Annotated in this window: 9 protein-coding genes; all 9 read left to right on the forward strand. The window is 73.9% G+C overall.

The window, feature by feature from the left end:
- Positions 1 to 41: 41 nt before the first annotated feature.
- Positions 42 to 4,052, forward strand: a complete 4,011-nt coding sequence (locus tag WME90_RS08840) for a protein kinase domain-containing protein (RefSeq protein WP_437280641.1) — start codon at positions 42 to 44, stop codon at positions 4,050 to 4,052.
- A gap of 192 nt (positions 4,053 to 4,244) precedes the next feature.
- Positions 4,245 to 5,039 (forward strand): hypothetical protein, encoded by a 795-nt coding sequence (locus tag WME90_RS08845; protein ID WP_437280642.1) that lies wholly within the window; start codon positions 4,245 to 4,247, stop codon positions 5,037 to 5,039.
- Between the two features lie 214 nt (positions 5,040 to 5,253).
- Positions 5,254 to 6,426, forward strand: coding sequence for a TolB family protein (locus WME90_RS08850; protein WP_437280643.1), 1,173 nt, complete (start codon positions 5,254 to 5,256; stop codon positions 6,424 to 6,426).
- Positions 6,423 to 9,953 carry a hypothetical protein gene (locus tag WME90_RS08855; RefSeq protein ID WP_437280644.1) on the forward strand — a complete coding sequence of 1,177 codons (3,531 nt, stop codon included), beginning with the start codon at positions 6,423 to 6,425 and terminating at the stop codon, positions 9,951 to 9,953. The genes WME90_RS08850 and WME90_RS08855 overlap by 4 nt, the downstream gene beginning before the upstream one ends.
- A gap of 188 nt (positions 9,954 to 10,141) precedes the next feature.
- Complete coding sequence (pssA, locus tag WME90_RS08860) at positions 10,142 to 10,960, forward strand: CDP-diacylglycerol--serine O-phosphatidyltransferase (RefSeq protein WP_437280645.1); 819 nt, start codon at positions 10,142 to 10,144, stop codon at positions 10,958 to 10,960.
- An 83-nt stretch (positions 10,961 to 11,043) separates the two neighbouring features.
- The gene (locus WME90_RS08865) at positions 11,044 to 11,442 is read left to right on the forward strand and encodes a hypothetical protein (RefSeq protein WP_437280646.1); all 399 of its coding nucleotides are present in this window, start codon (positions 11,044 to 11,046) and stop codon (positions 11,440 to 11,442) included.
- 187 nt (positions 11,443 to 11,629) lie between these two features.
- The gene (locus tag WME90_RS08870) at positions 11,630 to 12,541 is read left to right on the forward strand and encodes a cytochrome C assembly family protein (RefSeq protein ID WP_437280647.1); all 912 of its coding nucleotides are present in this window, start codon (positions 11,630 to 11,632) and stop codon (positions 12,539 to 12,541) included.
- A gap of 5 nt (positions 12,542 to 12,546) precedes the next feature.
- Entirely contained in the window at positions 12,547 to 14,142 is a 1,596-nt protein-coding gene (gene hemA, locus WME90_RS08875; protein ID WP_437280648.1) for a glutamyl-tRNA reductase, read from the forward strand.
- A 4-nt stretch (positions 14,143 to 14,146) separates the two neighbouring features.
- On the forward strand, positions 14,147 to 15,043 hold the full coding sequence (hemC, locus tag WME90_RS08880) for a hydroxymethylbilane synthase (protein WP_437280649.1): 897 nt from the start codon (positions 14,147 to 14,149) through the stop codon (positions 15,041 to 15,043).
- Positions 15,044 to 15,073 lie beyond the last annotated feature (30 nt).

Here is a 15,073-nt window from a genome sequence, read left to right on the forward strand (position 1 = left end):
CGAGCGCTGCGGCTCTCTGAACCGCCTCAGGGGGGCCGCTGATGCGCGCTGGCGACCTCGTCGGCGACCGCTTCGAGATCGACGGACACGCGACGTCCGGCGGAATGGCGCAGATCTTCCGCGCTCGCGATCGGCTCACGGGCGAGCCGATCGCGCTGAAGATCCTCCAGCGCACGGGCCCCCAGGAGGCGCGCCGCTTCCTCCGGGAGGCCCAAGCGCTCGCCGCGCTCCGTCACCCCGGGGTCGTCGGGTACGTCGCCCACGGCACGACCGAGGACGGCGACCTCTACCTCGCCATGCAGTGGCTCTCCGGCGAGACCCTCGCCGAGCGCTTGCTCCGCGAGCCGCTCAACATCCCCGAGAGCCTCGCGCTCGGCGTGCGCGTCGCCTCCACGCTCGGCGCCCTCCACCGGCTCAGCATCGTCCACCGCGACCTCAAGCCGAGCAACCTCCTGCTCGTCGACGGCTCCGTCGACGAGGTCACCCTGCTCGACTTCGGCGTCGCGCGCGTCGCGGAGGCCGGCCAGGAGCTCACCATGCCCGGCGTGATGCTCGGCACCCCCGGCTACATGGCCCCCGAGCAGGCGCGCGGCGAGCTCTCCATCGACGCCCGCGCCGACGTCTTCGCGCTGGGCTGCATCCTCTACCGCTGCCTCACGGGCCGGCCCCCGTTCGTCGGCAACGACGGCCTCTCCGTGCTCGTGAAGGTCCTCCTCGAGGATCCGCCGCGGCTCCGGGAGCTCCGCGGCGAGGTCCCGGCCGCGCTCGACGACCTCGTGATGCGCATGCTCTCCAAGGCCCCGCGCGACCGCCCCCGCGACGGCGCGGCCGTGGCCGCGGAGCTCGCGTCGCTCGGCGATCTCCCGCCCGGCTCGCGGCGCGGCCTCTCCCTGCCCCTCGGCGGCCCCACGCCCGAGCTCACGACCGGCGAGCGCCGGATGATCTGCCTGCTCCTCGCCCGCGACGGCGCGCTCGACAGCGACGCGACCCGGTCCGAGGGCGAGGACGCGCTCCGCGTGCGCGCGCTCAGCGCCCTGGCCGAGCGCCACCAGGGCCGCCTCGAGATCATCGAGGCGCGCTCTCCCGTCGTCGTGCTGTCCGGCCTCGTCGCGCCGACCGATCTCGCCGCCCGGGGGGCGCGGTGCGCGCTCGCGATGCAGGTGCTGCTCGGGGGCGCGCCCGTCGCGCTCGTCTCGGGGCGCGCCGAGATCTCCGCGCGCTCACCCATCGGCAAGCTCATCGATCAGGCCGCCGCGCTGCTCGCCGGCGACGAGGCGCGGCCCGGCGTCGTCCGCATCGACGAGGTCACGGCCGGCCTGCTCGGCGCGCGGTTCGATCTGGGGTCGGACGGCGCCGGGCACCTCCTGCGCGGCGAGCGCGACGACCTCGAGGCGGTGCCGCGCCTCCTGGGCAAGCCCACGCCGTGCGTGGGCCGTGACCGCGAGCTGTCGCTCCTGGAGGCGACCTTCGTCCAGTGCATCGAGGAGCAGACCCCGTCCGCGGTGCTGGTGACGGCCCCCGCCGGCATGGGCAAGTCTCGCCTGCGCGTCGAGCTGCTCCGGCGCCTCCGGGCGCGGGACGAGCCGATGGAGGTCTGGATCGCGCGCGGCGATCCCATGAGCGCCGGCTCCGCCTTCGGCCTCCTCGCGCAGGTGCTCCGCCGCGCGATCGGCGTCGCCGACGGCGCGCCGGCCGCGGCCGTGCAGCGCAAGATCCGCGAGCGCGTCGCTCGTCATGGCGAGCCCGGCGCCCGCGTCGCGCCCTTCCTCGGCGAGCTCGTCGGGACGCCCTTCCCGGACGACGCGAGCGAGGCGCTCAGGGCGGCGCGGCGGAGCTCCGTGCTGATGGGCGATCAGCTGCACCTCGCGTGGGAGGAGTTCCTGCGCGCCGAGTGCGCCGCGCAGCCGGTGCTGCTCGTGCTCGAGGACATGCACTGGGGCGACCTGCCCACGGTCGGCATGATCAACAGCGCCCTCCGCAACCTGCGCGACGCGCCGTTCATGGTGCTGGCGCTCGGCCGGCCCGAGGTGCGCGAGGTGTTCCCGAAGCTGTGGGCCGGCCGCGGCGTGCAGGAGATCGAGCTCACGGGGCTCTCGCGCCGCGCCAGCGAGCGGCTCGTGCGCCAGGCGCTCGGCGGCGCCGTCACCGACGAGATCATCGGCACGCTCGTCGAGCGGGCCGACGGCAATGCCTTCTTCCTCGAAGAGCAGATCCGCGCCGCCGCCGAGGGGCGAGGGGCCGCGCTGCCGGAGACGGTGCTGGCGATGGTGCAGGCGCGGCTCGAGGCGCTCGACCCCGAGGCGCGGCGTGTCCTGCGCGCGGCGAGCGTCTTCGGCCAGAGCTTCCGCCCCGCTGGCGTCGCCGCGCTGCTCGGCGGCGCCGACGCCGAGGTGGCGGTCCGGCTCGCCGAGCTCGTCGAGCGCGAGGTGATCGCCCCGAGGCGGCAGCCTGGCCGGGGACGCGCGCCCGGCGAGAGCGCCTCCTCCACGTCGCCCGAGCGCGGCGGGCCTGGCGACGCGCCCGAGCGCGAGGCCTCGCCGGCACGCCGGCCCGCGGCGCTCGAGCACGGCGCTCCGATCGAGGCTGGAGCGGACGAGCCGGAGTACAGCTTCCGGCACGGCATCGTGCGGGAGGCGGCGTACGGGGCGCTGACGGAGTACGACCGGCGGCTCGGCCACCGGCTGGCGGGCGAGTGGCTCGAAGGGGAGGGGAAGGGCGACGCGGCGGAGCTCGCGGAGCACTTCGAGCGCGGCGCCGAGCCGGGGCGCGCGGCGGCGTGGTACCGGCGCGCGGCGGAGCAGGCGCTGCGCGGCAACGACCTCCTCGCCGCGGTTCGCCACGCCGAGCGCGGCCTCGCGTGCGGCGCGACCGAGGCAGAGGCGGGCGGGCTGCTGCTCGTCGACGCGGAGGCCCGCGTGTGGCGCGGCGATTTCGTCGTGGCCGAGCAGCGCGCGCTCGAGGCCGTCGCGCTCTTCGAGCATGGCTCGCCGTCCTGGTACTCCGCCGTGACCTGGGTGGTCGTGGCGGCCGGCAAGCAGGGGGCCTTCGATCGCGTGGAGTCCTGGGTGGCGATGGCCCGGGGCGCGTCGCCCCGCGAGGGCGCGCTGACCGGGAGGGACGTCTGCCTCGTCGAGGGGGCCAACTGGCTCGCCTTCGGCGGCCGCTACGCGGTGGCGGACGAGATCATCGAGGCGCTCGAGCGCAGCGGGGAGGAGGAGCGGCCGCTCGACGTCGAGGTGCTCGCCCGGCTCTACGAGGCGCGCGCCATCCGCACCATGACCTCCGGCGATCTCGGCGCCTGCCTCGACGGCATCGAGGCGGCGCTCGCGGTGTTCGAGCGGAGCGGCGACCGCCGCAACGCGTGCTCGCTGCGGGTGAACCTGGGCGCCATCACCATGGAGCTCGGCGACTACGAGGGGGCCGAGGCCGCGCTGCGCGTCGCGCTCCGCGCGGCGGAGCAGATGGATCTGACGGAGCTCGTCGCGTTCGCCCGCAGCAACCTGGGCAACGTGATGATCGCCCGCGGCGATCTCGACGGGGCCCGGCGGGTCGAGGAGGAGGCGATCGCGACGTTCCAGCGGCTGGGCGATCCGAGGGCCGAGGGGGTCGCCCGCGCCTACCTGGGGAAGGCGGCGCTGCTCGCCGGCGACCTCGGCGCAGCCGAGGCCGAGGCCCGCGCCGCCGCGGAGCTCCTGCAGAGCGCGCCGCCGCTGCGCGCCGCGGCGTGGGCCCTCGCCGCGCGGGTCCTGCTCCGGAAGGGCTGCTCCGAAGAGGCGCTCGCGCTCTCCGGCGACGCGCTCTCCCTCCTGGAGTCGCTCGGCGCGGTCGAGGAGGGCGAGTCGCTGATCCGGCTCGTCCGGGCCGAGGCGCTCTTTGCGAGCGGCCGGCAGGCCGAGGCGCTCGCCGCGATCGCGCGGGCGCGCCACAGCGTGCTGTCCCGCGCCGGGCAGATCTCGAATCCTCACTACCGGGACCAGTTTCTATCCGCGCTCGACAACGGCGAGACGCTCGCGCTCGCGGCGCAGTGGCTCGGCGCCCGAGACGCGCCATGAGCTCGCGTTCCGTCGCACGTGGGATTCCCTGCTCGCGGCTCTGCAATGAGCCGCGCGCCGCCCACGAGCGCGCCTGAACGACCGTCTCCTCGCCGCTCTCACGACATGACCGCAGGCGTGGATTTGTAGGGTTCCTCCGGAAAACTCGTTGAGGAAATCCCTGATGCGTGTTTCAATTGTGTGGAGGGGGTTATGCAGGATCGTTTCAAACTCGCAATCTCGTTCCTGGGCCTCTGGTGCTTCTGTCTCCCGGCCTGTGTTGGCGAGGCTGATCCCCTGGAGGACGACGGCGGCACGGCCGAGCGGAAGCTGTTGACGCGGAATGCGTTCACGAAGGAAGCGCTCGTTGAAAGCGCGCTCACGACAGACAGGCCCGCGATGGAGGCGCTCACGGGCAACCCGCTGACCAGCGCCGGGATCGCGAGCAGCAGCGATGTCATGAGCGCGCTGCGGGATCCCCTGGCTCGCGAGTTCTTGATGTACGTGGCGGGCTGCGCGCTCCCGGCGGGGCAATCCGTGAAGTTCTCCGTGGACGGTGAGGCCTATACATTCGAAGGGAGCATCGGTCTTGCATCCGAGTGGGGCCGAGACCACGGGAAGTGCAACGCCCACTGTCAGGGTTGGATCTCGGCCTGCATGCTGGCCAGGATCAACCATGTCGGGGAGAGCATGCCTATCTCGATGCGTGGCAAGCACAAGGCCCTTGACTCGGATCAAGCGGAGCGGGAGCGCTTCCCGAACCGGGAGGCGGCCTACTTCGGCGACCTCTTCGCGCCGGAGCAGCTCCGGTTCGCGTGCAAATCGCCCGGATCGACGCTCATCAGCCGGGTGTGCGGCGGGACTGGCGTGGATACGCAGGGCTGTATCGTCGACGTCCTCGGCGAGTGCGATGACTTCTGTGGCGCTCCGGCGTCGGACGGCAGCTTCCCGAACTGCGTCGGCGGCGGCCATACGACCCCGACGACGGTGACCGTCTTTCGGGAGTAGGGGGCATCGAATCTCGGTCGCGGCGGCCCTCGTGACCCAGGCACCGTGGCGTCTCTCCTGAAGGCGCGTTCCTGCGATTTTCCGGCAGTAACAGCCGAGCCGGTGCTCCTGCCCGCGCCGTCACCCGACTCGTCGCCCGCGTCCTGCATGGGCTGACCCGTCGCGGGCGCCTCCCCGCGACGGCCCGCCGCTTTCGTACTATGGTCGCGCCGCCATGAAACGAAGGCTGCCCGCCCCGCTCGCCTGCCTGCTGCTCGCCGCCTGCGCCTCCTCGGAACCCCGACCGAAGGAGCCCCTCGGCCAGATCCCGGAGGCGACGACCACGGCGAAGCCCGAGTGGCTCCCCTTCCGCATCCGCGCCGGCAAGAGCGTCGCCGCCGATCCGCGCGAAAAGCACTTCGCCGAGCTCCGGCAGCTCACCTTCGGCGGCGAGAACGCCGAGGCCTACTGGTCGCCCGACGGCAGGAAGCTCGTGTTCCAGTCGACCCGCGATGGAAGCACGTGCGACCAGCAGTACATCATGGATCTGGAGAGCGGCGAGGTGCGCCGGGTCTCGAACGGCCAGGGCAAGACGACGTGCGGCTACTTCCTCTTTCCCGCGCCCGCGGCCTCTGCCCAGGCGCGCGTCCTCTTCGCCTCGACGCACGCGGCCGGCGAGGCGTGCCCCCCGAAGCCCGACCACTCGCAAGGGTACGTGTGGCCGCTCGACGAGTTCGACATCTACACCGCGAACGCCGACGGCTCGGATCTCCGCCCCCTCGTCCAGGGCAAGGGCTACGACGCCGAGGCGACCGTCGCGTTCGACGGCTCGCGCCTCGTGTTCACGAGCACGCGCGACGGGGACATCGATCTCTACACCGCGAAGCTCGACGGCTCGGACGTCAAGCGCATCACCAGCACGCCGGGCTACGACGGCGGCGCCTTCTTCTCCCCCGACGCGACAAAGCTGGTCTGGAGGGCGAGCCGCCCGACCGGAGCGGCGCTCGACGACTACCGCGCGCTGCTCGCCAAGGGGCTCGTGCGCCCCAGCGCGCTCGAGATCTTCGTCGCGAGCGCCGACGGGCAGAACCCGCGCCCGGTGACGAGGAACGGCCGCGCCAACTTCGCGCCCTACTTCCTCCCGGACTCGCGGAGGATCCTCTTCGCCTCCGATTTCAGCACCCCGCTGGGCGCCCGGGGCATGCCCAACTTCGACCTCTACCTCGTCGACTCCGAGGCGCCCCCGACGGCGGACGGCGTGCCGCCCGTCGAGCGCGTGACCTTCTACGAGGGCTTCGACAGCTTCCCGATGTTCTCGCCGACCGGCGAGCACGTCGTCTTCGCCTCGAACCGCTACGGCGCGAAGCCCGGCGAGACCAACCTGTTCGTCGCCCGCTGGGTCGAATGACCGCGCCGCCGTCGCGGACCCGCGCGCCGATCGCGCTCGCGTCGGCGTGCGCGCTCGCGGGCTGCTCGGGCGCCCCGGCGCAGCCGCCTCGCCCCGCCGAGGCCGCCCTCCCCTCGGTGGACGCCGCGGGCACGGCCTACGCCTCGCCGGCGCGCTGGAGCTACCACCCCGCGGCGCCGGACGCCGCGGTCGCGTGGGCGCCGTTCGCCGGCGCCGGCTGCGTCGTCGTCGCCCCGGGAGGGCAGCGATGGACGGTGACGCCCGATCCCGGGGCGGCCGCGCCGTCGCCGAGCGCCGCCGGGCCCGCTGCGCCGCGCTGCGCCGGTCAGGGCAGGACGAGCGCCTCGCCCGCGCCCGAGGAGCTCACCGCCATCGTGCGGCGCTCGCCCGCTTCCTGGATGTTCGTCGGCGCGAGCGGCGCGATCTACGAGGCCTCCTCGCCGCTCGGCCAGCTCACGCGGGCGCTCTCGCCGCCCGAGCCGCTCCTGGAGGTCGCGGGCGCCGGCGGCTCGCTGCTCGGCGTGACCCGGCGCGGCGGGGTGCTCCGGTGGCGCGAGGAGCTCGGCTGGAAGCCGGTCGTGCTCGACGCCGCCGCGGGGCAGGGCGGGGCCCCGCCGCGCGCCTTCGGCGTCGCCATGGTCGATGGCGGCCGCGCGCTCGTGCTCGCGCTGCCGGAGGCGCTGTTCGCGAGCGAGGACGGCGGGGGCACCTGGGCGCGCGCGCCGCTCCCGACGATGGGCCTCTCGCGGGTCGGCGTCCTCGGGGGCGAGCTGCTCGCCGAGGGGGTCCTCGCGTCGGCGACCTGGGATCCCCGGCGCGCGCCCGCGTTCACCGGCAGCGCGGCGACGCTCCCGCGGGCCGACGTCGAGCTCGACGTCGCGATCCCGCGCGCCCCGTCCGCCTCCGCCGTGGGGCTCGGGCGGGCGGCGATGAGCGGCGATCGCTACGTCGAAGCGGTCCGCCCGGACGACGCCGGCGCGCCGTGGCTCTTCGCGAGCGGCACCATCGACGGGCCGCTCAAGGAATCGGCCCTGCCGGGCACGGGCGACTGCGGGAGCATCAAGCTGGGCGCGAACGGCAGGCGCGTCGTCGCGGTGTGCGCCGAGCCGGACGGCGACCGCGTCGTGGCGCGGGTGCTCCGCAGCGACGACGGCGGCGGCGCGTGGGCGCCGGTCGCCACGCTGGAGACGCCCGACATCGACCTCGTGGGCGTCGCGGTGGCGCCCGAGGGCGCGGCGCTCCTGACCGGCGTCTGCAAGCCGGGCGACGGCGCGGACGGCTGCAAGCCGACCGCGCCGCTCCTCCTGACCCACGACGGCGCCCACGAGGAGGATCGCGCCGCGGTCGTCCTCGCGGCGGCCCCCACGCTCAGCGCCCCCGCCGAGCTGCCCGCGTTCTCGGCGGACGGGCGCTCCGCGTATTTCCTCGGCTACCGCGGCAAGGACGAGCGCCTCGCGCTGTTCGTCTCGCACGACGGCGGCGAGACGTTCGCGCCCCGCTCGCTCGACGCGACCGCCGCGGGGCCGCCGGCGCCGCGGGCTGAAAACGCCGAGGACGAGGACGAGGACGCCGAGGGCGGGCCGGGCGACGGTACGTCGCCCGAGGGGTACAACACCGTCGAGGAGAGCGCGCTGCGCCCTGGGGAAGACGGCGCCGTCGGCCTGCTGCTGGGGAAGCGCGGCTCGCTCACGTACCTGACCGCCGACGAGGACGGCCGGGTGTTCACGGCGACGGCCCCCCCGACGGAGGGCGCGGCGCTCGCCGGCTTCGGGCGGCGCGTGCTCGCGCTCGCGTCGGCCTCGCGCGAGGGCGGCGACGACGCCGCGGCGCTCTGGGAGTCGCTCGACGGCGGCGTGAGCTGGGCGGAGCTCCCGGAGATGCCGGCGCTCTCTCTCGAGCTCTCCCAGGCCCAGCTCGCGATCGCGTGCGGCGCCAGCGGCTGCCTCTTCGGCGACGTGGCGACCCGCGTCGGCTGGGGCGGCCAGGCCGACGGCGCGCCGCCTCGCGCGCCGGATCCGGCGGCGAGCGCGCAGCCTTCCGCGCGTACGCCCATCGTCTGCGAGGTGCTGCCGTCCTCGAAGTGGACGCGCGTCGACAACGTCGACTCGAGGGGCCTCGGCCTGCCCGACGGCGACGAGCTCTTGCGCGGCCGGTCGGTGTGGTCGTTGCTCACGCGCGCCCCGAGCGGCGCCGTCGACGTCGTCTCCGCGATGCTCCCCGAGTCCGGCGCCGGGGAGGCGCGGGTCGTCACGCGATCGCTGTTGCCCGCGGTGCCGGCGGGGCTCGGGCGAGCGCGGGTGGCGACCAACGTCACCTCCCAGATGGAGGGGTATGCCGTGGCGCGCCTGCGGATCCCCGGCGGCGTGGCGACGCCGGGGGCCCCGATGCGCAACGTCGAGGTCGCCTGGGAGAACTGGATGGATGGCACCTCGGGCCGCGGCACCATCCCCGACGCCGGCCCGTTCGAGCTCGGCGACGTGAAGGTCGTCCCCGACGCGGCGCAAAAGCAGCGCGCGGGCGCGCGGCCTCCGCCCGGCGCCGCCTCGCGCCGCGCGCCGGTCCCCGAGGACTTCTTCGATCCCGCGCTCCTGTCGGTCTCGATGCGCGGGCTCTTCCTGAGGCCGCATTCCGACAGCGCTCAGTCGGCGCTCACGTTCTTCTACGAGCCGCCGGGGAAGCTCCAGCGCTTCGACTTCCCGTCCTGGCCTGCGAAGGGCCTCCACGGGAGCAGCCTCGACGTGCGCGCCGACGCCGTCCTGGCGGACGGCCAGCCGGTCGCCGTGGGGATGGTCCGGCAGGCGTCGAACGCTCCGGTCACAGCGATGCTGCTCGCCCACCGCCCGGCGCCTTCCGCCGGCGCACCTACCGCGCCGGGCCCGGGCGCCGGGTGGACGATCGCGCCGGTCACGGTCGCTCCGCCGGCGGGCCGCGATCGGATCGTGCACACCGACTGGACCTATGCCGGACGATCGATCGGCGTGACGACGCTCGTCGCCGATCCTGGGCACGCGGCGGCGTGGGCGATCTTCCAGCCGTTCCGCGGTGACGGCACGCTCGGCCCTGCGCAGCCGCTGCCGACGCCGTTCGATCTCGGAGACGCGCCGCGCCCGTGCTCTGCCGCCGAGCGCGCGGCGACCGCGCGCCAGGAGGCGCCGCTCTTCCTTGGCAACGAGGCCTTGTTTCCGGGCACGCGCCACCCCGTGCTCGTCGTGGACGCCGCCAATCCCTCCGGCCCGCCCGAGGTCACGGTGCTCCTGACCTCCACCATGGTGCTCCACGGTACGCCCTCCGCGCCGTGTGTGGCTGGCTGGGAGGCGCGGGCGATCGGGCGGGGTCCCCGGTCCGCGATCATCCCCGGCGATCTCGCCCAGGCGTGGTTGTTCCGGGCCGCGGCGAGCTCGGCTGTTTCCGGCGGCTCGAGCGGCCCAGCCGTCGAGCTCCGCCCGATGGCGTGTCGCTTCGAGCCCGGCGCGGAGGTTCCGGAGGCGGTATGGAGTGAGCCGGCCATGGCGCGGCCCGCGCGTTGAGCGAAGGCGGAAAAGCGACGGCGGAAAAGCGACGGCGGAAAAACGACGACTGAAACGAAGCTGACGGAGTGATGAAACGATCCCGGATCCTGGCTCGCGGTAACCTTATAGCGACTCGCGTCTGCGCTTCGGCGCTTGCGTTCGCGGTCCCTGCGGCGATAGCCTGGCCTGCCTAAAAGGGAGGCGGCATGATCCGGAAGCGACGGCGGTTCGAGCTCAGGAAGACGCTGTTCCTGCTTCCGAACCTGATCACGCTCTCATCGATCTTCTGTGGCTTCGACTCGATCCGGCGCTCGGCGACCGCGCACTCGGAAGATGATTTCTACCGCGCCGCGCTGCTGATCGTCTTCGCGATGTTCTTCGACACCCTCGATGGGCGTGTCGCGCGGATGACGAAGACCCAGAGCGCCTTCGGCCTGCAGATCGACTCGCTGGCCGATATCGTCTCGTTCGGCGTGGCGCCGTCGATGCTCGTGTATCAGTGGACGCTGCACCGCTTCGATCTCGCCGGGCTGCTCGTGTCGTTCATCTTCACGGCGTGCGGCGCGGTCCGGCTGGCGCGCTTCAACGTCCTCTCCATGGGCGAGGCGGGCAAGCCCGCGAAGCCTTCGAAGTACATCGTCGGCCTCCCGATCCCGGGCGCGGCGGGCATCCTTGTCTCGATCGTTGTCGCGAACCACGCGGCCGCCGGCGAGATCGGCGGCGAGCGTTACGCGTCGGCGATCCTCGCGACCACGATGATCCTCTCGCTGCTGATGGTGTCGACCATCCGGTTCCGCTCTTTCAAGGATCTCCGGCTCAACGTCCGGACGGTGCTCTTCGTCGCGTTCGCGGTCGGGTCGAGCGCGGTGATCTCGACGCAGCTGCAGCCTGCGTTCGTGCTCGTGTGGCTGCTCGGCTTCTACGTGCTGCTCGGGATCTTCGAGTCGCTCTGGCACCTGCCCGCGCGGCTCCGCGGCCTGCGGCGGGACTCGGTGCCCCCGCCCGGGGTGCCCCCCGCGGCCTGAGGCGGGCCCGGCTGGGGGCCCACCCCTGACCGCCGGCATCGCGGCCCAACCGCTCGGGCCCGTTTTTGAGTAGACTGCGCGCGATGAAGAACCGCGTGTTCTTTCCGCAGGCCGCGCTCGACGATTGGATCGCGAGCGACCGCGTCGATCTGAACAACGACGAGCTTCTGATCAAGACCGAGGGGCGCCGCTACAAGATCATCGAGGCGATCCGCGTGCTCCGCGAGGTGACGGGCTCGGCGGACATCCACGAGGTCCTCGGCAGGGTCAAGACGCGCGCGTTCCTGCGGGAGCTCGGGGCGGAGATCCTCGAGGGGTCCATGATCATCGGGGACAACGCGTACGACGTGATCCCGGGGTTCATCGGCGCTCCCGTGGGCACGTTCGCCGAGCACCGCAAGGCCGCGGCAGGGACCGCGGCCAGCGGCAGCCCGACGAGCGATGAAGAACTGCTCGCCGCGTTCCTGACCAGCGGGATGTAGCGGCGCCGCGCCCGGTCGCTCCGGCGCGCCGTGCCCGCGCGGCGCGCCGGCAGGGGCGCCGCGGTCGGGGGCGCTCGTGCCCGCCTGGGCCGGAGCTTCCGTGCTGTCGGGCCTGGGCTGACGACAGTACGCTTCCGCCTCTGCGGTCGGCGGGCCATCCCCGGTGAGGCAGGCTATAACGGGGGCCATGCCCGAGGCCCTCTCCGGGATCAGCTTTGCGCTCGCCCTGCTGTTCTACGGCGCTGCCAGCGCGCTCTTCTTTCTCGACGTCGCCCGCAACCGCACGCGGCTGCCCTCCATGGGCGACGTCGCGGGCCTCCTCGGCGCGGGGGCGCACGTCCACGACCCGAGCGCTCGGCCGAGCGCTACCGTCGCCACCTCCGCCTCGCGGCACGCGCCCCTGCTGCTCGGCCTGGGCGCCCTCGGGCACGCGACGTACGTCACGCTGGCCAGCTTCGTCGCGCGCGTCTGCCCGGTCCACTCGGTTCACTTCATGCTCTCGGTCGCGTCCCTGCTCGCGATCGCCGTCTACCTCGTCGCCCGCCATCGCTTCCGCATCGACGCGCTCGGGCTCCTCATCGGGCCGCTCGGGCTCGCCTTCCTGCTCGGCACGTTCTTCCTCGGAAAGCCGCACCCCGAGCCGAAGCTCAGCCCGCTGTTCATCGCGGCCCACGTCATGGCGAACCTGCTCGGGATCGCCCTCTTTTTGCTCGCCGGCGCCTCTGCCGCGCTCTACCTCATCCAGGAGAAGCGGCTCAAGCAGAAGCGGCACGTCGAGCGCATGGGCAACCTCCCGCCGCTCGACACGCTCGACCGCGCGGTCCATCGCTTCCTGAGCGCCGGCTTCCCCCTGCTGACGCTCGGCATCGTCACGGGGACGTATTGGGCGCACCGGCTCGAGATGGGCAACACCGAGGAGGTCATGCGCGCCATCTTCGGCTACGCGACCTGGCTCCTCATCGCGCTCGTGCTGCTCTTGCGCGCCGCCGCTGGCTGGCGCGGCCGTCGCGCGGCGTACGGCACCATCGCGGGGCTCGCCTGCGCCGGGGCGGTGCTCGTCATCTATCTCATCCGTCCCGCCGGGGGGCTCGGAGGCTAGCGCAGGTGATCTTCGTCGGGCTCTCCCACAAGACCGCGCCCATCGAGGTGCGCGAGCGGCTCGCGATCGGGCGGGATCGTCTGCCCGAGGTGCTCGCGCGCCTCACGGCTCACCCCGCCATCGGCGAGGCGCTCATCCTCTCCACCTGCAACCGCGTCGAGGTCTACGCCGCGCCTCGGCAGCAAGCGCCCGCGCTGTCCCGCCCTGGCAGCGCGCCGCCGCCGTCCGACGGGGAGCTCTCGAGCCACAACGAAGCGCTGCGCGCCGCGGTCTCGACCCTCGTCGGCCTCGGCGGAGATGGCGTCCGGAGCCACCTCGCCGGCCGCGTCGGGAGCGACGCCGTGCTCCACCTCTTCCGCGTCGCCGCGTCGCTCGACTCGATGGTCGTCGGCGAGCCGCAGATCCTCGGGCAGATGAAGGACGCCATCGAGGTGGCCCGCGGGGCGAAGACGCTCGGCGTGAAGCTGGGCCGCGCGGCCCACCGGGCGATCAAGGTCGGCAAGCGCGTGCGCACGGAGACGGCGATCGGCGCAGGGCAGGTCTCGGTCTCCAGCGTCGCCATCGATCTCGCCCGCCAGATCTTCGCCGATCTCGCCGGCCACACGGCGCTGCTCATCGGCGCCGGCGACATGGCCGAGGCCGCCTCGAAGCTCCTCGTCCGCGCGGGCGCCCGCCTCATCGTCGTCAACCGCAGCCCGGACCGCGCCGCCGCGCTCGCCCGCGAGGTCGGCGGCGAGCCTCGCCCCTGGGCCGACCTCGAGCGCTCCGTCATCGACGCCGACATCGTGATCTCGTCGACCTCGAGCCCGAACTACGTGGTCACGCCCGACCTCGTCCGCCGGGCCCGCAAGGCCCGGAAGGGCAGGAGCCTGTTCCTCATCGACATCGCGGTCCCGCGCGACATCGACCCCGCCGTCAACAAGCTCGACAGCGTGTACCTCTACGACGTCGACGACCTCTCGCAGATCGTGGCGCAGTCCGTCGAGGGGCGCGCCGCCGAGGCGGCGCGGGCCGAGGCGATCGTCGCGGACGAGGCGCAGGCGTTCGAGGCGTGGACGCTCGAGCGCGCCCTGACGCCCACGATCGTGGGCTTGCGGGCCCGCACGCGCTCCATCCTCGCGGCCGAGGTCGAGCGCAGCCTCTCTGGCAAGCTCCGGCACCTCGGCGCGGCCGAGCGCCAGGCCCTCGCGATGATGATCGACGCCGCCACGAACAAGCTGCTGCACGTGCCCACCACCCGACTCCGCGCGCTGGCCAGCGATCCCCGCGTCGCCGAGCACGTCGACTCGCTCCGGGAGCTGTTCGACATCGACGGCGCGCCGGCCGACGGCGCCGCCGCCTCGGCGCTCGCCGAGGGGGAGCTGCGGGGCGCCGCGGACGGCCCTCCCACGCCTCGGTCCGCTCGCGGGGCAGCGCCGCCTGTCTCCGGCGCGCGCGGCGGCGCCTCGCCCCGGCACGCCGAGCCGCGCCCGCAGGCTGCAGAGGACAACGGCCTCTACGTGCGGCAGCCCAGCGGGCGCCCCCAGCCTGCCGAGGCGGGCGTCCTGGCCGTCGCGAATCCAGCCGCGGCCGTCCGCGCAGCTGGGTTAAAGGGAGCGTGACCCCATGGAGCTCACCCTCGCCACGCGCCGATCGGCGCTCGCCCTCGCCCAGTCCCGCGCCTTCGCCCGTTCCCTCGAGGCGGCGGTGCCCCATCTCTCCCTCCGCGAGCTCGAGGTGGTGACCTCGGGCGACAGGACGCAGGATCGCTCGCTCCAGGACATCGGCGGCAAGGGCCTGTTCATCAAGGAGCTCGAAGAGGCGCTCCTCGACCGACGCGCCGACTTCGCGGTCCACTCGATCAAGGACGTCCCCGCCGAGCTCGCCCCGGCGCTGTGCCTCGCCTGCATCCCCGCGCGGGAGGATCCTCGCGACGTGCTCGTCACCCGGAGCGGCGCCCCGCTCGCGGAGCTGCCGTCGGGCGCCCGGGTCGGGACCTCGAGCCTCCGCCGGGCGGTCGCCTTGCGAGAGGCGCGCCCCGATCTCGTGATCGAGCCGGTCCGCGGCAACGTCGACACCCGGCTCCGCAAGGTGTTCGACGGGGGGTTCGACGCGGTGGTGCTGGCGCTCGCCGGCCTGAAGCGGCTCGGCCTCGAAGGCCGCGCCACGGAGGTGCTGTCGGTCGACGTGTCGTTGCCGGCGATCGGACAGGGCGCGCTCGGCATCGAGTGCCGCGCGGAGGACGCCAGCGTGCGCGACGTCCTTGCGACGCTCGCGGACGCCGAGACCACGACCTGCGTCTCCGCGGAGAGAGCCGTGATGGCCGCGGTCGAAGGCAGCTGCCGGACGCCGGTGGCCGCCTACGCCGTGCGGGACGGCGACACGCTGTGGCTGCGGGCGCTCCTCGCCGAGCCCGACGGCTCCCGGTTGCGAAGGGCAGAGAGGCGCCTGTCATGGCCCGGAGACGCGCGTGAAGCAGAGCGCCTCGGAGCGGATCTCGGCGCGGAGCTCAAGAAGGGTTGAGCCACGTAACCCGATGGGCATGTCCCTACG

It is taken from the genome of Sorangium sp. So ce375, from assembly GCF_051473855.1.
Lineage (GTDB): Bacteria > Myxococcota_A > Polyangia > Polyangiales > Polyangiaceae > Sorangium.